Origin of the sequence: Nocardia colli, assembly GCF_008704205.1 — a bacterium.
GTDB classification, from domain to species: Bacteria; Actinomycetota; Actinomycetes; order Mycobacteriales; family Mycobacteriaceae; genus Nocardia; species Nocardia colli.
In genome coordinates this window covers 388,907-406,702 of record NZ_VXLC01000001.1, presented here as the reverse complement: position 1 = coordinate 406,702, position 17,796 = coordinate 388,907, and the positions used below count along the sequence as shown (strand labels likewise).

At 68.4% G+C, this 17,796-nt stretch carries 15 protein-coding genes; 6 read left to right on the top strand and 9 right to left on the bottom strand.

Features of this window, described 5'->3' with window-relative positions:
• Nucleotides 1-172: 172 nt before the first annotated feature.
• On the top strand, nucleotides 173-1,051 hold the full coding sequence (locus F3087_RS02045; protein ID WP_191093736.1) for a phosphotransferase family protein: 879 nt from the start codon (nucleotides 173-175) through the stop codon (nucleotides 1,049-1,051).
• A gap of 192 nt (nucleotides 1,052-1,243) precedes the next feature.
• Nucleotides 1,244-2,026 (top strand): SDR family oxidoreductase, encoded by a 783-nt coding sequence (locus tag F3087_RS02040; protein ID WP_150400032.1) that lies wholly within the window; start codon nucleotides 1,244-1,246, stop codon nucleotides 2,024-2,026.
• Between the two features lie 59 nt (nucleotides 2,027-2,085).
• Here the strand turns inward: F3087_RS02040 and F3087_RS02035 are convergent, their stop codons facing one another.
• The 3 genes from F3087_RS02035 to F3087_RS02025 all read right to left on the bottom strand — a co-directional run bounded on the left by F3087_RS02035 (nucleotide 2,086) and on the right by F3087_RS02025 (nucleotide 7,154).
• A complete protein-coding gene (locus F3087_RS02035) occupies nucleotides 2,086-4,131 on the bottom strand; it encodes a glycosyltransferase family 39 protein (RefSeq protein ID WP_150400031.1) in 2,046 nt (681 codons plus the stop codon).
• Entirely contained in the window at nucleotides 4,128-5,432 is a 1,305-nt protein-coding gene (locus F3087_RS02030; RefSeq protein ID WP_150400030.1) for a glycosyltransferase, read from the bottom strand. The genes F3087_RS02035 and F3087_RS02030 overlap by 4 nt, the downstream gene beginning before the upstream one ends.
• A 204-nt stretch (nucleotides 5,433-5,636) precedes the next feature.
• Nucleotides 5,637-7,154 carry an MFS transporter gene (locus F3087_RS02025; RefSeq protein WP_150400029.1) on the bottom strand — a complete coding sequence of 506 codons (1,518 nt, stop codon included), beginning with the start codon at nucleotides 7,152-7,154 and terminating at the stop codon, nucleotides 5,637-5,639.
• 139 nt (nucleotides 7,155-7,293) lie between these two features.
• On the opposite strand from F3087_RS02025, the gene F3087_RS02020 reads away from it, so the two are divergent.
• Nucleotides 7,294-8,298, top strand: a complete 1,005-nt coding sequence (locus F3087_RS02020; protein WP_191093735.1) for an Lrp/AsnC family transcriptional regulator — start codon at nucleotides 7,294-7,296, stop codon at nucleotides 8,296-8,298.
• 2 nt (nucleotides 8,299-8,300) lie between these two features.
• On the opposite strand, the gene F3087_RS02015 is transcribed toward F3087_RS02020, so the two are convergent.
• Both F3087_RS02015 and F3087_RS02010 read right to left on the bottom strand, forming a co-directional pair.
• A complete protein-coding gene (locus tag F3087_RS02015) occupies nucleotides 8,301-9,149 on the bottom strand; it encodes an SDR family NAD(P)-dependent oxidoreductase (RefSeq protein ID WP_150400027.1) in 849 nt (282 codons plus the stop codon).
• Nucleotides 9,146-10,735 carry a flavin-containing monooxygenase gene (locus F3087_RS02010; RefSeq protein WP_150400026.1) on the bottom strand — a complete coding sequence of 530 codons (1,590 nt, stop codon included), beginning with the start codon at nucleotides 10,733-10,735 and terminating at the stop codon, nucleotides 9,146-9,148. Before F3087_RS02010 ends, F3087_RS02015 begins: the two co-directional genes overlap by 4 nt.
• A 141-nt stretch (nucleotides 10,736-10,876) precedes the next feature.
• On the opposite strand from F3087_RS02010, the gene F3087_RS02005 reads away from it, so the two are divergent.
• Complete coding sequence (locus tag F3087_RS02005; protein ID WP_150400849.1) at nucleotides 10,877-11,599, top strand: TetR/AcrR family transcriptional regulator; 723 nt, start codon at nucleotides 10,877-10,879, stop codon at nucleotides 11,597-11,599.
• Nucleotides 11,600-11,795: 196 nt separating this feature from the next.
• On the opposite strand, the gene thiD is transcribed toward F3087_RS02005, so the two are convergent.
• A complete protein-coding gene (gene thiD, locus F3087_RS02000) occupies nucleotides 11,796-12,641 on the bottom strand; it encodes a bifunctional hydroxymethylpyrimidine kinase/phosphomethylpyrimidine kinase (protein ID WP_150400025.1) in 846 nt (281 codons plus the stop codon).
• Between the two features lie 91 nt (nucleotides 12,642-12,732).
• Between thiD and F3087_RS01995 the strand changes: the two genes are divergently transcribed.
• Nucleotides 12,733-13,872 carry a GTP-binding protein gene (locus tag F3087_RS01995; RefSeq protein ID WP_150400024.1) on the top strand — a complete coding sequence of 380 codons (1,140 nt, stop codon included), beginning with the start codon at nucleotides 12,733-12,735 and terminating at the stop codon, nucleotides 13,870-13,872.
• A 70-nt stretch (nucleotides 13,873-13,942) separates the two neighbouring features.
• On the opposite strand, the gene F3087_RS01990 is transcribed toward F3087_RS01995, so the two are convergent.
• The 3 genes from F3087_RS01990 to F3087_RS01980 form a co-directional block, all read right to left on the bottom strand.
• Entirely contained in the window at nucleotides 13,943-14,566 is a 624-nt protein-coding gene (locus F3087_RS01990; RefSeq protein WP_150400023.1) for an NAD(P)-dependent oxidoreductase, read from the bottom strand.
• Nucleotides 14,567-14,676: 110 nt separating this feature from the next.
• Entirely contained in the window at nucleotides 14,677-15,813 is a 1,137-nt protein-coding gene (locus F3087_RS01985; RefSeq protein ID WP_150400022.1) for an epoxide hydrolase family protein, read from the bottom strand.
• A gap of 88 nt (nucleotides 15,814-15,901) precedes the next feature.
• Nucleotides 15,902-16,987 carry an epoxide hydrolase family protein gene (locus F3087_RS01980; RefSeq protein ID WP_150400021.1) on the bottom strand — a complete coding sequence of 362 codons (1,086 nt, stop codon included), beginning with the start codon at nucleotides 16,985-16,987 and terminating at the stop codon, nucleotides 15,902-15,904.
• A gap of 86 nt (nucleotides 16,988-17,073) precedes the next feature.
• Here F3087_RS01980 and F3087_RS01975 point away from each other — a divergent pair, with 86 nt between their 5' ends.
• Nucleotides 17,074-17,721 carry a TetR/AcrR family transcriptional regulator gene (locus tag F3087_RS01975; protein WP_150400020.1) on the top strand — a complete coding sequence of 216 codons (648 nt, stop codon included), beginning with the start codon at nucleotides 17,074-17,076 and terminating at the stop codon, nucleotides 17,719-17,721.
• The last annotated feature ends 75 nt before the right edge of the window (nucleotides 17,722-17,796 follow it).

Below are 17,796 nucleotides of genomic sequence, written 5' to 3'. Positions count from 1 at the left end.
GGTGCACCGGTGAGTTTCCCGGTACCGGAAGTGGATCGTGCCGGTTCGATATCCCTGATCAGGCCGCCGACCGGGGCGGATGAGCGCGCCCGAAGTGTGCCCCTACGTCCACACTCGGGGCAGCACCGCCGATCGGCGCGCAACAGTCCGTACGTGCCTTAGGGTCTGCCGTATGGACCATGCGGAGTACGGCGGGCTCGAGCAGACTCTCGGCCAGCCGATTGCCGGGAGCGCGCCGGCCGAATGGGGCTTCCAGAACCGCACCGACCTGCTCACCCTCGCCGACGGCGATCGGATGGTCCTGCAGCGCTACCGCAATCCGGACGACGCCGAACGCCGTCTGCGGGTGATGCACACCCTGCTGGAACCCGCCGCCAAGCGCGGCATCGCCATTCCGCGCATCCGCCGCTTCGACCTCGACGCCGACCCGGCCTGGATCGTCTTCGACGCCCTGCCCGGCGTCCCGATTCCGGCCAGCGCCGAAATCGGCTTGGCCAGCCCGCAATTCCCGATCATCGCCCGCGAGATGGGCACGCTGCTCGCCGCGTTCCGCCGCCTGCCCACCGCCGGCCTGCAACTCGACGACCTCTGGGCCAGCCCCACCCGCCTGGTGGAGAGCGCCACCGCCTGGGCCGGCCGGCTGGACCTCGCCGCCGCGCACCGCGCCACCCTGGACCGGACCCTGAAGTCGCTGCCCACCCTCTTCGCCGACCGGCCGACGGTCCTCGCGCACGGCGATTTCGCCCCGGTCAACATCCTCACCGACGGCGAAATCATCACCGGCCTGCTCGATTTCGAATCCGTCCGGCTCGCCGACCCGCTGTTCGACCCGGCGTGGTGGGCCTGGTCGGTCAGCTTCATCGATCCGGCCACCCCGGCCTGGTCCGACTTCCTGGAGGGCGCGGGCTTCGACCCGGCCGATCCGGACCTTCCGCAGCGCGTCGAAGCCTTGCAGATCCTGCGCATGCTCGAACTGCTCACCGAAAAGCCCGACCTGACTCCCACCATCCGCGACGTCGTACACGAGCGTCTGCTCGCCACGCTCAGCTGATCCATCCCGCGCACTCATCGTTGCGCCGCGCACGATTTCGCTGGCGATTTCGCCCGCGGCAGGACAATTGGTGCGCGGCTCAGTGCGCCAGCTCGTTCCAGCTGCGGATTCGTGGTGATGTCACACTCGCCGGTGCCGCGTCGTCCTCTCTGTGAACGCGGAACACCGCACCGACGCAGAGGAGCAGGAATCATGACGACGACCAAGAAGATCGCAGTGGCCGGCGCGACCGGACGGCTGGGCAAGCACGTGGTCGATGTGCTGACCGAGCAGGGCCACGAGGTGGTGGCGTTCTCCCGGAAGAACGGCGTGGACATCGAGACCGGCGCGGGTCTGGTCGAGGCCCTGGACGGCGTGCAGGTCGTGATCGACGCCTCCAGCACGCCCTCCGCGGACCAGGACATTGCGACGGAGTTCTTCACCGCCGCCGCCCGCAACCTGCACGAGGCGGGCCAGAAGGCCGGCGTCGAGCGCCTGGTCGTGGTCTCCATCATCGGCATCGACAACGCCACCGCCGGCTACAACGCGGCCAAGCTGGCGCACGAGCAGCGGCTGCTCGACGGCCCGCTGCCGGTCCAGATCCTGCGCGCCGCCCAGTTCCACGAACTGGTCGAGGTGATGACCCAGTGGGGCACCCAGGGCGATGTCGCCTACGTCGCGAACATGCGCACCCAGCTGGTCGCCGCTCGCACCGTCGCCGAGGCCCTGGTCGACCTCGCCGTCAACCCGGCCCCCGAATCCACCGACGGTCCGTTGCCCGAAATCGCCGGCCCGCGGCCGGAGACCATGGCCGGTGCCGCGACCCTGCTGGCCGCCCACCGGGGCAGCCCCGTCCGGATCATCGAATCCAGCGACCCCGCCAACCCGGACCGCGAAGCCTTCGAGGACGGCACCCTGCTCGCCGGCCCGCACGCCACCCTCGCCGGCCCCAGCTTCGCCGAATGGGTCGAGTCCACCTACCCGGCGGCGAAGTAGCCCGGCACGCCAAAGATCCGCACCGCCTGCGTATTCGGAGGCGGTGCGGATCTTTCGGGTCAGTGGGTGGTGAGGTCGTAGAGGGTGACGCCGTCTACTTCGGTGGCGGTGAAGTTCTCCTGGACCCATTGGGCGATCTGCGAACTGTAGGAGGGTGCGGAGTCTCGGTCGCCGCCCCGGCCGCCGCGTTCGCCGCCGATGAAATAGTGGATCTTTCCTTGGGCCACATAGTCTTTGAACTGGGCGAGGGTGGGGGAGGGGTCGCTGCCGTTGAAGCCGCCGACCGGCATCACCGGGAGTTCGGTGGCCAGCTGGAAGCCCGCCGCGCTGTTGGAGCCGGTGGCCGCGGCGACCCAGGTGTAGTCGGTGCCGTTCTGCTCCAGCAGGGTGACCACCCGGTCGCTCGGCTTGCTCGCGCCGAGCAGACCGCCTGCGCCGCCCATCATTTCGCCGCCATGGCCGGTCGGCGCGCCGGGCATCGCGCCTTGCGGCGGCATCCCGGGTGGCACTGGCTGGCCGTTTCCGCCGGGCCCGCGCCCGCCGCGACCATCCGGCTGCGGAGCGCCCGGGCCGCCGGGCATGCCGTTCATTCCTTCGGCCCACGGCGGCCGCTGGCCGAACATGCCGAACCGTCCGACATTCGGTCCCGCCGACGGGATCGCGCCCGCGTGCGAGGTCGCGAGGGTGTCGACGGCATACGCGGTCGGACCGGCCAGGCCGGTGAACGCGATGGCCAGCGCGGAGACGATCGCCAGCTTCCGCGGCGCCGGAACGAGGGCCGCGATCGTGGCGAGGATGCCGACGACCAGAATCGTCCAGCGCAACCATGGCACCCAATGCACGCTGCGGGACAACAACATCCAGGCCGTCGCCGTGGTCAGGCCGACGGCGAGCGCGAGCAGCAGCCGGACCCACAGGCGATGCCGTTCCCGCCACATCTGCACCGCGCCGATCCCGACCAGCGCGGCGACCGCCGGAGCCAGCGCCACGGTGTAGTACTGGTGGAAGATTCCGGCCATGAAGCTGAACGTCAATCCGGTCACCAACAGCCAACCGCCCCAGACGATCAGCGACGCCCGCTGCCGATCGGTGCGGGCAGCTTTGCCGCGCAAGAGAATTCCGGCAACCAGGGCGACCAGCGCGGCCGGGATCAGCCAGGCGATCTGACCGCCCTGCGCCGCTTCGAACATCCGGGTGATGCCGGTGCTGCCCCACATGCCGTTGCCGCCGGCCGGCAGATCACCACCACCTGGACCGACACTGCCGCTCTCGTCACCGGTGAGCCGGCCGAGCCCGTTGTAGCCGAGGGTCAGTTCGAGGATCGAATTGTTCTGCGACCCACCGATCCACGGCCGCGACGAGGCGGGCCACAGCTCCACCGCCAGCAACCACCAGCCCGCGGCCACCACCATCGCGGCACCGGCGGCGAGCAGTTGCAGGAGCCGTTTGCCGAGCTTCGGCGGCCCCGCGATCAAGTAGGCCAGGGCCAGCGGCGGAACGACCAGCAACACCTGCAATTGCTTGGTGAGAAAGCCGAATCCGACGAACGCGCCAGTGAGCACCAGCCACCGCCAGCGGCCGTCCTCGATCGCCCGGGTCATCGCCCACGCCGCGGCGACCATCAGGAACACCAGCAGCGCGTCCGGGTTGTTGAACCGGAACATCAGCACGGCAACCGGAGTCACCGCGAGCACCAGCCCGGCGAGCAATCCGGCGGCCGGGCCGAACGGCCTGCGCACCGTCGCCCACAGCAGGGCCACGCTCGCCACGCCGAGCAGCACCTCCGGCACCAGGATGCTCCAGCTGTTCAGCCCGAACGCCCGCACCGAGAGTTCCATCAGCCACAGCGACGCGGGCGGCTTGTCCACGGTGATCGAGTTCGCCGCGTCCGACGAGCCGAAGAAGAACGCCTTCCAAGACACCGAACCCGCTTGCACCGCAGCGGAATAGAACGAATTTGCCCAGCCGTTCGAGCTGAGATTGCACAGGTAAGCGATACCGGTCCCGAGCATCAATACCGCCAATGCTGGGTATTCCCAACGGTTTTTGCGTTCGGGCGCGGGGGTCGCCGGTGCCGCGGTGGGCGGCGCCATGGTCGCGGTCATCGAGCGGCTCCTTCGGCATCGAGCGCCGCCGACTCCGACGTTTCCGTCGAATCGGACTGCACGGAGATCGCTGTCCGCCGAGCCGGATTCGGGGTATTGCGGAACACCCAGCGCAACCCGACGAACCGCAGAATCGTGGCCAGCAGATTGGCCAGCACCAGCACCAGCAACTCCAGATGCACCGACGCGTCCGGCGCCCAGTGGTGCAACGTGAACAGCGACCCACTGGTCAACGCCAGCCCGATGCCGAAAATGACCAGTCCCTGGAACTGATGCGACACCGCGCCGGTCGTCCCGCGCACGCCGAACGTGAACGCCCGGTTCGCCGCCGTATTCGCCACCGCGGTGACCAGCAGTGCCAGGAAGTTGGCCACCTGCGCATCCGTAAACGATTGCAGCACAACATAAAGCAGCAGATAGGCCAGCGTGCTCAGCACGCCGACGATGGCGAACCGGACCAGCTGCCCGACCATGCCGAGCGGCACCCCGGGCACCAGCGGCTCGCGCCCGACCGCCCTGCGCAACTCCTCCAGCGGCAGCGCCCCGGTGGCCAGCGCCCGGGTCAGCCGCCCGATGCCGAGCAGGTCCTTGCGCGCGGTGTCGACGATGTCGACCCGGCTGTCCGGATCGTCGATCCAGTCCACCGGCACCTCGTGGATGCGCAGCCCGGCCCGCTCGGCGAGCACCAGGAGCTCGGTGTCGAAGAACCATTCGCCGTCGCGTACCAGCGGCAGCAGCTGCCGCGCCACCTCGCTGCGCATCGCCTTGAACCCGCACTGCGCATCCGAAAAGCGCGCTTGCAGTGAGGCTTTCAGCAACAGGTTGTAGCAGCGGGAGATGATCTCGCGCTTCGGCCCGCGCACCACCCGCGACGACGCGCTGAGCCGGGTGCCGATCGCCAGATCGGAATGCCCGGTGATCAGCGGCGCCACCAGCGGCAGCAGCGCGTTCAGGTCGGTGGACAGGTCCACGTCCATGTAGGCGACCACCTGTGCGTCGGAGCGCTCCCACGCCGCCCGCAGCGCCCGCCCGCGGCCCTTGGCGTCCAGGTGCACCACCCGCACGCCGTCCAGCTCCTCCGCGAGCAGCTCGGCCACTTGCAGAGTGGCGTCGGTGCTGGCATTGTCGGCTACCGTGATCCGCGCCGGAAACGGGAACCCCTGGCGCAGATAGGCGTGCAACCTGCGCACGCACACGCCGAGGTCGGTCTCTTCGTTGTAGACGGGTATCACCACGTCCAGCACGGGCGTACCCGGTGTCTCGGCTAATTCCGCCGCCGCGACGGTCACAGTCTCGGTCATGAAGACCACCCTCGACGGTCCGGTTGTCACGGAGCTGGGCCTCAGCTGTGAGGTTCCTGGGGGCACGCGACCAGGGCCGATCGGTCCCGGCGTTTGCCGCCGTAGCGTCGTTTGGCGCTGACCCACCGCTGAGCGAGGCGCGTGGTCTCCTCGCTCAGCGGATTTGTTCCGCGGCCGGTTCGGCCGCACCGGAATTCGGGCAAATCAGGCGCTGACCTGAGCCTCCGCTTCGGCCGCTGTCGCCACGGGTTTGCTTCGCCGCATCAGCACCAGCACGACCGCGCTGCCGAGCAGGCCGACAACGCCGCTGACCGCGAGCGTGCCCTGGACACCCGCCGCGGCCGCCGCCCGCACTGCCTCCGCCAGCGCGGACCGTGCCTCGGCCGGAACCTGCTGCACCAGCATCGCGGACTGACCGCCCCCGACCGCCCGCGCCGTCGCCTCCGCGTCCACCACCGCACGCGCATCGAGCACCGCCGCGGCCCGTGCGGTGAAAACCGAACCCAGCGTGGCAATTCCGAGCGCGAAGCTCAGCTGCTGCGCGGTATTGACCGCGCCCGTTGCCATTCCGGCCCGCTGCCACGGAACCGCCGCCATCGCCGCCGAACTCAGCGTCGCGGTCGCCAGCCCGACGCCGAGCCCGACGGCCAGGAATCCGGGAATCAGTGCCACCCAACCGGCTTCGCCGTGCACGAGCAGCGCGCCGACCACGCCGCCGACGCCGGTCGCGAAGAGCCCGCCCGCGATGATCGGCCCGCGGTTCTCTCCGTGCAGGAACCGCCCGATGCTGCCCGACACCAGAAAAGCCATGACGGACAACGGAAGTCCCACCGCCCCGGCTTGGATCGCGGTGAGCCCGAGCACCGACTGCATCCAGATCTGGGTGTACATCAGCGCGCCGAACGCGGCGAAGAACAACGCACCCGCCGCGACGAGCACGCCGGCGAACGAGCGGTCGTGCAGCAGCGCCAGATCGAGCATCGGCTGCGCCGACGTCCGTTCGATCACCAGGAACGCCACCAGCGACACCGCGGCGACCAGCAGCAACCACCAGGTCAGCGCGTTCGACCAGCCGTGTTCGCTGGCCCGGATCAGCGCATAGGTCGCGGCCGCGGCGCTCACGGTGAACGCCGCCATGCCCGCCACATCGATCCGTCCCCGGTGCGGCCGTTCTCCCTCGGCGAGCACCCAGACGCACAGTGCGATCGCCACCGCACTGACCGGCAGGTTGACGAAGAAGATCCAGCGCCACGACGCGAGATCGGTGAGCACGCCGCCGATGATCGGCCCGATCGCACTGGACGCGCCCGCGACCGCACCCCAGACGCCGTACGCCGTGCCCTGATCGCGCCCGCGGTAGGAGTTGTTCAGCAGGGCGAAGGTGGTGCACGCCATGGTCGTCGCGCCGATGCCCTGCACCACCCTGGCCACGATGAGCACCGCCGGATTCGGCGCGATCCCGCAGACCAGCGAGGACACCGCGAACAGGACCAACCCGGCCAGATAGGTCCGCCGATGCCCGGCCAGGTCGGCGATCGAGCCGGCCCCGAGCATGAGCGCGGCCATGGCCAGGGCGTATCCGTCGACCACCCATTGCAGCGAGCTGAACGACGCGTTCAAGTCGTTGCGCATATCGGGTAGTGCGACGTTCACGATGGTGACGTCGATCAGCAGCATGAAGGTGCCGAGACACACCGTCAGCAGCGGCAGCCATTTACGCAAAGCCGTTGTCCTCTCTGGAAATTCGTGGACGGGAGACGGCGTCGAGTATCCGGAGCGGCATCGGGAACAGTCGCACAGCTTCGAACCAGGCGTAGATTTCCTCCTTGTGAGCGCCTCTGGAATAGGCAAAAACTCCATCTTGGATGGCGTCGATACGCAGATCGTGCAAGCCCTGCAGCTGGACCCCCGGGTTTCGTTCAACCGGGTCGCGGCCGAACTGGGTGTCGCGGAACAGACCGTTGCCCGCCGCTACCGGCGGTTACGCCGCGACGGTGTGGTCCGGGTGATCGGCGCGGTCGACTCCCGTGCGATCGGCGAGAACGACTGGATCATCCGGGTGCACTGCCGCCCGGACGGCGCGCGGCAGGTGGCCGAGGCGCTGGCGCGCCGCGACGACGCCGCGTGGGTCAGCATCGCGGCGGCCGGCGCCGAGGTGAACTTCTCGCTGCATCCGCGCACCCCGCAGGACCGCGACGATCTGCTGGTGCAGCGGCTGCAACGCACCGCGCCGGTGCACGACATCGCGGCGGCGATGATCCTGCATCGCTTCGTCGGGCCCACCGCGGTGGACTGGCGTGGCCGGCAGGTGGCCCGCAGGAATGCCGAGAGTGGCACGGCGGCAGCGGATTACGTCGAGTCGGATCTGGAGCTGCGCGACGAGGACGGTCTGCTGCTCGAACTGCTGGCCCGCGACGGACGTGCGAGCTTCTCGGTTCTGGCCCGCGCCACCGGTATGAGCATCGGCCGGATAGCGCGCCGGGTCGCCGCATTGCAAGCGGCGGGCATCCTCTACTTCGACCTCGACATCGCCCCTGCCGCACTGGGACCCAGCCTCGCCGCCTTCCTCTGGCTGCGGGTCGCCCCGGCGCAGCTGGACGCGGTCGGCCGCGCCATCGCCGAGCACGCCGAAACCGCCTATGCCGCAGCGGTTACCGGACCGTTCAACATCTTCGCCGTGCTGACCGCGGACACCGCCGACGACCTCTACCACTACGTGACGATCAAGATGGCCACCCTGGACGGCGTGCACAGCTTCGAGCTGACTCCCGTGCTCGAACGACTCAAGCAGGCCGGCTCGCGCACCACCGCGGGCCGGTTGAACCCACCGCCGCCGGTGCCGCCGCGCGCGGCCCGGCGACGATAGGCCTACAGCGCGATACCGAACCGCGCCGCGGCCTGCCGGCCGGCTCGATAGAGCGGGACGCCGAGGTCCTCGTAAGCCGGGCCGAGCAGGCGCGGGATCAGGTCGAAGACCCGGGCGTCGGGCCCGATCAGCACCCGCGCCTTGTTCTTCTCCACGCCGTGCAGGATGATCTTCGCCGCCGCACCCGGACTGGTCAGGGTGAGCGCGTCCCAGCCGCGGCGCAGACTCTCCAGGTCCACGTCGTCGGGCAGGCCGCGGGCGCTCACCGCGATATTCGTGGTCACCCCGCCCGGGTGCACGCAGGTGACGCCGACCGGGTGCCGGGCGATCCGCATCTCCTGCCGCAGCGCCTCGGTGAATCCGCGCACCGCGAACTTGGCTGCGTTGTAAGCACTTTGGGAGGGCACGCCGACGAGGCCGAACACCGAGGAGATGTTGACGATGTGCCCGTCGCCGGAGGCGATGAGGTCGGGCAGGAACGCCTTGGTGCCGTGTGCGACGCCCCAGAAGTTGATGTTCATCAGCCAGTCGAAGTCGTCCCACTCCATGTCTTCGACGTCGGCCCCGAGCGCGACGCCCGCGTTGTTGAAGACCAGGTTCACCCGCCCGAATTCGCCCCGCACATCGGCCGCGTGGGCGTAGACCGCCGCCCGGTGCGCGACGTCCAGCTCGTACGGAATGGCTGTCGCGCCGAGCTTTTCGCAGCGGCCCGCGGTGTCGGCGACCGCTTCGGTGTTGATGTCGGACAGCGCCAGCTGGGCGCCGCGTCTGGCCAGTTCCAGCGCCAGTCCCCGGCCGATGCCGGAGCCCGCCCCGGTGATCACGGCGACTTTGTCTTTGAAGTTCTTCACTGAACGTCCTCGGGGTTTCGGGCTGGGGCCGGTCGGCCGTTGGTCAGGGCCGTGGGAAACGTCTGGGCCGGAAGGTCTTCCAGCACCGCGGTGCGCCGGGTCGGGGAACTCGGTGCGGGACCGAAGAATTCGTACTCCGCGGGATCGAGCCGCCGGGTCTGCATCCAGTACTGCCAGGTGAATCCGGACCACAGCGTGCGGTTGTGCCCGTGCTCGTCCAGATACCAGCTCTGGCAGCCGCCGGTGTTCCACACCGAGTGCGCGAGTCCGCGTTGCAGCCGGGCGTTGAAATGATCCTGCGCGGCTCGCCGCGGCGCCAGCGCGAGCGCGCCCTGCTCACGCACCTGCCGAATCGCTTGCAGCACATAGTGGATCTGCGCCTCGATCATGAAGATCATCGAGTTGTGCCCGAGACCGGTGTTCGGGCCGACCAGGAAGAACGCGTTGGGCATGTCGGCGACGGTGATCCCGCGGTGCGCCTGCACTCCTTCGCGGTCCCAGCGCTCGGTCAGGTCGATCCCGTGCAGGCCGACCATCGGCAGATTCTTGAACGAGTCGATGACGTGAAAACCGGTGCCGTAGATGATCACATCGATCTTGCGCCCGACGCCGTCGGCGGTGACGATGCCGTCCGTGGTGAACCGGTCGATGCGCTCGGTGACCAGCTCGGTCTTCGGGTCGGCGAGCGCCGGATAGTAGGTGTCGGAGCCGAGCAGTCGTTTGCAGCCCGCCCGGTAATCCGGCGTAACCTGCGCGCGCAGAACCGGATCGGCGATCTGTCGCTCGATGTGCCGCCGGCCGACCCGCTCCAGCACCTTCAGTAGCGCGGGGCGCCAGTTCATCGCATACCCGCCGACTTCGGCGCCCCAGTAGATGCCATTGCGCAACGCGAGGCGCAGGCCGGGTATGCGGCGCAGCGCATTCCGGAAGCGCGTGGAGAACTCCACATCCGCGCGCGGCATCACCCACGGCGCGGTGCGCTGGAACACGGTGAGCGCGCCCACCTCGCCGACGATCTCCGGCACGAATTGGATTGCGCTGGCTCCGGTTCCGATCACCGCCACCCGCTTGCCCGCGAGGTCGACTCCGTGATCCCACTGCGCCGAGTGGAATGCCGCCCCGGTGAAATCCGCGCTGCCGCGGAACTCCGGAACGCTCGGAATATGCAGCGCCCCCACCGCGGACACGAGGAACTGCGCGACATACTCCTGGCCGTCCGCGCTGAACGCATGCCAGCGCCGTTCGCCTTCGTCCCAGTAGCCGTGATCCATGTGCTGGTGGAAGCGGATGTGCGGACGCAGCCGGTACTTCTCGGTGACTTCCTTCAGGTACTCGAAGATCTCCGGCTGCCCGGAGAACAACCGTCGCCAATTCGAGCGTGGCTCAAAGGAATACGAATACAGGTGGCTCGGGATATCGCAGGCGCAGCCGGGATAGGTGTTGTCCCGCCAGGTGCCGCCGATCTCGCCGGCCTTCTCCACGATGAGGTAGTCATCGAGTCCGGCCTGGTCGAGCGCGATGCCCATGCCGAGGCCGGAGAAGCCGCTCCCGACGATCAGGACTCGGGTGTGGATCGCGGACGCCATCGTCCCCACCGGCCTTCTGTGCTAAATATCCAATACCACCGGTTCCGTGTACTTTTCCGAGTGTGTCCCACGCCTCATCCGATGTCAACGCCCCGACCCGGTCATCGGTACCGCTGGTAGCAGGTAGCATCCGGAATTGTGATGCGCAGCGGGCGGAAAACAGACGAGGTGCCGCGCAAGCGCGTCGACGCACGCACGGAGCGCTGGCGTGAGCACCGGCTGAAGGTACGGGAAGAGTTCGTCGACGCAGCGTTCCGCGCGCTGGACAAGTTCGGGCCCGAGGTCAGCATGGGCGATATCGCCAAGGAGGCCGGCGCGGCGAAACCCAAGCTGTACCGGCATTTCGAGGACAAGACCGACCTCTACAACGCGATCGTCGACCGGGTCCGGGACATGCTGTGGGAGCAGTTGATCTCCGGCGTGGACCTGACCAACGACTCGGCCCGCGAACTCGTCCGCCGCGGTGCCGCGGAGTACGCGCTCGTGGTGTCGGAGCACCCCAACGTCTTCCGCTTCATGCTGCACAGTCATTTCGCGCAGCAGTCCGACGATTCCGAACGCGCGCTGCAATCGGCCCGGCAGTCGGCGAAGCGGGCCGCCGATCTGTTCGCCGAACTGGCGGCCGACACGGCGGTCGACGTGGACAGCGTGGAGCTGGTGATTTATTCGATCTTCGGCGCGGTCGGCTCGGCCACCGATTGGTGGCTCGGCGCGAACCGATTGAAGACGCAGCCGATGCCGATCGAGAAGTTCGTCGCCTATCTCGCGGAAACCATCGCCGCGCTCACCGCGGCCAACGCCCGGCTCAACGGCATCGTCATCGACACTGATCTGCCACTGCACCTAGCCTTTTCCGGCGAGTAGCGCCTTGCTCTGCCGGCCGCGGCGTAGTCGAGGCCGACGCTGAAACGGTTGTCGCATCCGCTCGAACGACGGTGTTCTGGCTCGGCCGCTTCGTCGAGGCCTACCGCGTTTGCGACACCTCTATTGTCGCAGCACCCACCGACAAGAATCGGCCCCCTAAGGGGCTTTTGAACTGGGGAATCAGCAGATTCCGGGTTCAGTCGCTGTGCAGACGCCAGAGCGGGGAAACCGGACCGTGGCCCGCGCCCAGATCGTAGGCGGCGGCCAGGCAGCGATAGGTCCAGTCCTTGGCGAACTCCACCGCCTCGGGCACCGAGTACCCGTTGGCCAGCGCGCACGCGATCGCCGCGGCGAGGGTGTCGCCGCCGCCGTGGTCGTTGGTGGTGCCGATCCGCGGCGCGGTGAACTCGAGGAACTTGTCGCCGTCGAACAGCAGGTCGGTGCTGTGCTCCGAGGAGCGCAGATGCCCGCCCTTCACGATCGCCCACTGCGGGCCGAGCTTGTGCAGCGCCTCCGCGGCCAGCCGGGCCGACGCGTCGTCGGTGACGTCGATGCCGGTGATCAGCCGGACCTCGTCCAGGTTCGGCGTCACCACCGTGGCCAGCGGGATCAGCGTGTGCCGGACCGCGTCCAGGGCCTCCTCGTGCAGCAGCGGGTCGCCGTGCATGGAGGCGGCGACCGGGTCGACGACCAGCGGAATCTGCCCGTCGCGGCCGATGCCCACCTCGCCGCACACGTCCGCGACGGCCTCGATGATGGCGGTGGAGGCCAGCATGCCGGTCTTGACCGCGCCGACGCCGATATCGGTCGCCACCACCCGCACCTGACCGGCCACGATGGCCGGCGGGATCTCGTGGAAGTCGCTGACGCCCATCGAGTTCTGCACCGTCACCGCCGCGACCGCCACGCAGGCGTGCACCCCGCACAGCGCCATGGTGCGGGTGTCGGCCTGGATTCCGGCGCCGCCGCCCGAGTCGGTTCCGGCAATGGTGAGCACCCGGACGGGGGTCTGCCCGTCGGGGGTCAATGGCAACAGCTTCACGAGACAAACCCTACGACCGTCCGCCCGCATTGCCACGCGCAACCGGCGACCCCGGGTGCTGAACACAAATGAAAACCATTATCATTAAGGAATGACCACCTCCGACCTGCTTCCCGTCACCGTGCTGTCCGGCTTTCTCGGGGCGGGCAAGACGACGCTGCTCAATCACATCCTCGCCAACCGGGAGGGCCGCCGGGTGGCGGTCATCGTCAACGACATGAGCGAGGTGAACATCGATGCGGCGCTCGTCGCGGGTCAGGGTCATCTCGATCGGACCGAGGAGAAACTGGTCGAGCTGACCAACGGCTGCATCTGCTGCACGCTGCGCGAGGACCTCATCGAGGCGGTGGGCCGGCTCGCCCGCGCGGGGCGCTTCGATCAGCTGGTCATCGAGTCGACCGGCATCTCCGAGCCGATGCCGGTGGCCGCGACCTTCGACTGGGAGTTCGAGGACGGGTTCAAGCTCGGCGACATCGCCCGGCTGGACACCATGGTGACGGTGGTCGACGCGTCCACCTTCCTGGCCGAGGTGGCCAAGGGGCAGGCGCTGGCCGAGCGGAATCTGCAAGCGGGCGAGGGTGATTCGCGCACCATCGCCGACTTGCTGGTGGATCAGGTGGAATTCGCCGACGTGCTGCTGGTGAACAAGACCGATCTGGTCGGCGCGGCGGCGGCCGGGGCGGTGGAAGCGACTGTGCGCAAACTCAATCCGCGCGCCCGGGTGTTGCGTACCACCAACGGCGTCGTCGACCTGGCCGACGTGCTCGGCACCGGTCTGTACAACCCGGTGGTCGCCGCCGAGGCGGAGGGGTGGGACGAGGAACTGGCGGGCGGGCATACGCCGGAGACCGAGGAGTACGGCATCCGCAGCCTCACCTACACCGCGGATCGGCCGTTTCATCCACAACGACTCTCCGCGGCCCTCGGTGAACTACGAGGGTTGTTGCGCAGCAAGGGTTTCTGCTGGATCGCCAGCCGGGCCTCGCTGGCGGCCATCTGGTCGCAAGCCGGGCCCAACCTCGTCTTCGAACCCGCCGCGTGGTGGTCGGCGCTGGAAGTGCCTGCGGGACAGGAGATTGTCTTCATCGGGATCAAGCTCGATCGGGACAAGGTCCGTGCGCTGCTCGATGACGCGCTGCTCACCGACGCCGAGTTCGCCGCGGGGCCGGTCGAATGGGCGGGCTATCCGGATCCGTTCCCGGCCTGGGGTGACCTGCACGAGCATGCGTGAACGACCGCGACCCACGCTGGGTGCGTGGGTCGCGGTTGGTCCGGCTCGAACGCGAGGCACGGTGCGGGCCTCAGTTGGAGATGCCCGGCGCCCGGTGCAGGTAGGTCTGGTCGTTCAGCTGCTCGAGCATGAAATCGGCGATGTCGGCGCGGGAGATCTTCAGCGACAGCCCGCGCTCGTCGGCCGGGAAGCCGCGGCGGAAACCGCGGGTGCGCGGGCCGTCGGTGAACGCGCTCGGCCGCACGATCGTCCAATCCAGCTGGCTGGCCTGGACATACAGCTCCTGCTGCACGTGGTCGGCGTAGGCCTGGCGCAGCAGCATCCCGAACATCAGGTACTTCCAGACGAAGTTCAGGTTGCCCCGGCTGTCGCCGACCCCCAGGGTGGTCTGCACGATCAACCGCTTCACCCCGGTCCGTTCCATCGCCGCGAGCACCGCGCGGGTGCCCTCGGCCCGGACCACGCCCTTGCGTCCCGCGCCGAGCGAGATCAGCACCGCGTCCTGGCCGACGACCGCCCGCTCGACCGAATTCGTATCCAGCACATCACCTTCCACGATGTGCAGCCGCTCGTGCCGCTGCTCGAGGCCGGCCGCGCTGCGGGTGAACGCGGTAACCTCGTGGCCCTCCTCGATCGCCTGCGCGACAACCAGGCGACCGACCGTGCTGGTGGCCCCGAAGACTGCGATTTTCATGGTGTTTCTCCTCTGACGAATGCTGTTGTGCTGTTGATGAATCCAGTACAACAGCGCGAAGTGAGACGAACCATGGCCGTGAGTCTCGATGCCATAAGCGACTGTCTCGATCAACCGAGCTGCGCGACGAACTCGCGGATGTCGCCGACCAGAATCTCCGGCGCCTCATGCGCGGCGTAGTGCCCGGCCGCGTCGTTCGGCCCGCCCTGAGCGGTGCCGGCCGCGTAGGAGTTCCAGCGGACGATGTTCTTGTGGTCGCGCTCGGCGAAGCGGCGGATCGACTGGAAGTCACCCTTGAACATGGCCAGCGCGGTGGGCACGGTGGTCGGTCCGGCCGGCTGCTCGGTGGCGTGCGCGTCTTCGTAGTAGAACCGGGTGGACGAGCTCGCGGTGCCGGTCAGCCAGTAGATCGCCACATTGCCGACGACGAAGTCGTGGTCCAGGCCCTCGCCCATCAGCTGCGTGTTCCAGCCGAGCAGGCCGATCGGCGAGTCGGTCAGCGCGTAGGCCAGGGTCTGCGGCTGCTGGCTGAGGAAGGTGTTGAACGCCATCTTGTTGTCATGGAACCACTGCAGGTGGCCCAGTGCCGCCATGTCCTCCCCGGACATGCCCTCGAACTCGGCCGGATCGCCGGACGGGAACGAGAACAGTTGTGTCACATGGACTCCGATCAGCTTGTTCGGCGCGAGCTTGGCCATCTCCGGCGCGATCATCGAGCCCGCGTCGTTGCCGATGCTGAGATAGCGCTGGTAGCCGAGCTGGTCCATCAGCTCCACCCACGCCTTCGCGGTGCGCACCCGGTTCCAGCCCGTGCTGCGGGTCGGGCCGGAGAAGCCGAAGCCCGGCAGCGACGGGATGACCAAGTGGAATGCGGGTGCGTCGGCCGACTCCGGTTCGGTCAGCGGCGCGATGACGTCGAGGTATTCCAGGATCGAGCCCGGCCAGCCGTGGGTCAGGATGGCCGGCACGGCGTCCGGCCGCGATGAGGTGATGTGCAGGAAGTGGATTTCCTCGCCGTCGATCTCCGCGGTGAACTGCGGGTACGAGTTCAGCTTCGCCTCCAGCGCCCGCCAGTCGAAGCTCTCCAGCCAGTACTGCGCGAGGGTCCGGACCCGATCGCCGGGCACGCCGTACGAGTCGCCGACACCCGGCAGCTCGCTCGGCCACAGTGCGCGGCGCAGCCGGTCGGCCAGATCATCGAGCTGGGCCTGAGGGACGTTGATCTGGAAGGGCTTGATGGTGCTCATGGTGTTCTCCTTGGAAACGGAATGCTTGTGCGGTTGACCCCGCAGCCCACACCGGCTGGGGTGTGGGCTGCGGAACGAAGGCGAAGGCTCAGCGGTACTGGGCGAAGAACTCGGTGATCTCGCCGGACATCAGCTCGGGCGCGACGTGGTGCAGGTAGTGGGTGTACACGTCGTGGGTCCGCCACGAGACGATGTTGCTGTGATCCCGCTCGGCGAAGCGGCGGATGCCGTGGAAGTCGCCGTTCGATCCGGACAGCGACAGCGGCACCGCGATCGGCCCGGCCGGCTGCTCGGCCTTGGCCTTCTCGAAGTAGTGCCGGATCGCGGAACCCGCTGTGCCGGTGAGCCAATGGATCGCGATATTGGTCAGTACGAAGTCGTCGTCGAGATCCGGCCCGAGCAGCTGGCCGTTCCAGCCGACCAGCCCGGCCGGCGAATCCATCAGCGCGTGCGCCAAGGTCTGCGGCTGCTGTGACTGCAAGATGTTGAAGCCCATCTTGTTCTTGACGAACCAATCGAGCGTCGCCAAGGACGACGCCTCGTCCTCGGTGAGGTCCGCCATTTCGGCCGGGTCGCCGGTCGGGAACGAGTAGATCTGCGAAACCTGCACCGCGACAACGTGGTCCGGATCGACCCGGCCGAGCTCGGGGGAGATCTGCGCGCCGCCGTCATTGCCGACCGCGCCGTACTTGTCATACCCGAGCCGGCGCATCAGTTCGGCCCAGGCCTTGGCGATCCGGGTGTCGTTCCATCCGGAGTCCGTTGTCGGACCGGAGAATCCGTAACCCGGCACCGAGGGGATCACCAGGTCGTACCCGGCCGCGGTGAGCGGCTCGATCACGCCGAGGAACTCGACGAAGGTGCCCGGCCAGCCGTGGGTCAGGATCAGCGGAAAGGCGTTGTCCTGCGCCGACCGCAGGTGCAGGAAGTGGATCCGCTGCCCGTCGATGTCGGTGGTGAACTGCGGGTAGGCGTTCAGCGTCTGCTCGACCTTGCGCCAGTCGAAACCGTCGCGCCAGTAATCCACCAGGTGCCGGACCCGATCGACGCTCACCCCGTAGGTGTCGCCCGAGCCGGGGATCTGATCGGCCCAGCGGGTGCGGGCCAGCCGCGCCTGCAGATCGTCGAGGTCGGCCTGGGGGACGTCGATGCGGAAGGGGGTGATGGTGGTCATCTGAACTCCTTGTGAAACGGAATGCTTCGTTCTGTTTGAAACCGTAGCAGAACGGATCATTCCGTTTCAAGTGTTATTCTGAAGTCATGCCGAAAACACCCGATACGCCAGCTCGGAAGGCCTTGCCCGGCCGGAAGGCGCAGGCGGCCCGCAACGACGGGCTCATCCTGGACGCCGCGCGCGCCGTGTTCCTGGCCGACGCCAACGCGCCGATCGCCGCGGTCGCCGAACGGGCGGGAGTGGGGATCAGCGCGCTGTATCGCCGCTACCCGAGCAAGGAGGTCCTGCTACGCACGCTCTGCTACGAAGGGTTGCGACGCTACAACGTGGAAGCCGATGCGGCACTGGAAGATTCGGATGGCTGGCAGGGACTCGTCGGCTTCCTGAAGCGGGTCGTCGACGCCGATGTGCACTCGCTGACCGTGCACCTGGCCGGCACCTTCACCCCCGATGAATCGATCCTGCCCGACGTCATGCACTCGGCCGAGGTGAACGACGAGCTGGTGCGCCGCGCGCAGGCCAGCGGGCGGCTGCGTCCCGGCGTCACCTCGGAGGACCTCGGCCTCATCCTGGAATCCTGCGCGGCCATCGCGATGCCCGACCCCGACCGCACCGCACAGCTGCGCCGCCGCGTGCTGGCGATGCTGGTGGACGGCCTGTCCGTGGACGGTGATCTGCCCGGCCCCCCGCCCAAGGCGGGCGAGTTCGCCTGGCGCTGGGAGCGGCGGCAGTGAGCCGTCGCCGGCGACCGGTGAGTTCCCCCGCCGCCCGCGGTCTGCACTGGTAGAAATGCTGCTGTCGCGAAAGGA

Excerpts from the sequence above, each read along its gene's own strand:
- F3087_RS01985 (WP_150400022.1), bottom strand. The coding sequence starts at position 15,813 with ATGAGCACCATCAAGCCCTTCCAGATCAACGTCCCTCAGGCCCAGCTC.
- F3087_RS02040 (WP_150400032.1), top strand. The coding sequence starts at position 1,244 with ATGACGACGACCAAGAAGATCGCAGTGGCCGGCGCGACCGGACGGCTG.
- F3087_RS02010 (WP_150400026.1), bottom strand. The coding sequence starts at position 10,735 with ATGGCGTCCGCGATCCACACCCGAGTCCTGATCGTCGGGAGCGGCTTC.
- F3087_RS01975 (WP_150400020.1), top strand. The coding sequence starts at position 17,074 with ATGCCGAAAACACCCGATACGCCAGCTCGGAAGGCCTTGCCCGGCCGG.
- F3087_RS01980 (WP_150400021.1), bottom strand. The coding sequence starts at position 16,987 with ATGACCACCATCACCCCCTTCCGCATCGACGTCCCCCAGGCCGACCTC.
- F3087_RS01990 (WP_150400023.1), bottom strand. The coding sequence starts at position 14,566 with ATGAAAATCGCAGTCTTCGGGGCCACCAGCACGGTCGGTCGCCTGGTT.
- F3087_RS02030 (WP_150400030.1), bottom strand. The coding sequence starts at position 5,432 with ATGACCGAGACTGTGACCGTCGCGGCGGCGGAATTAGCCGAGACACCG.
- F3087_RS02035 (WP_150400031.1), bottom strand. The coding sequence starts at position 4,131 with ATGACCGCGACCATGGCGCCGCCCACCGCGGCACCGGCGACCCCCGCG.
- F3087_RS01995 (WP_150400024.1), top strand. The coding sequence starts at position 12,733 with ATGACCACCTCCGACCTGCTTCCCGTCACCGTGCTGTCCGGCTTTCTC.
- F3087_RS02045 (WP_191093736.1), top strand. The coding sequence starts at position 173 with ATGGACCATGCGGAGTACGGCGGGCTCGAGCAGACTCTCGGCCAGCCG.
- F3087_RS02005 (WP_150400849.1), top strand. The coding sequence starts at position 10,877 with ATGCGCAGCGGGCGGAAAACAGACGAGGTGCCGCGCAAGCGCGTCGAC.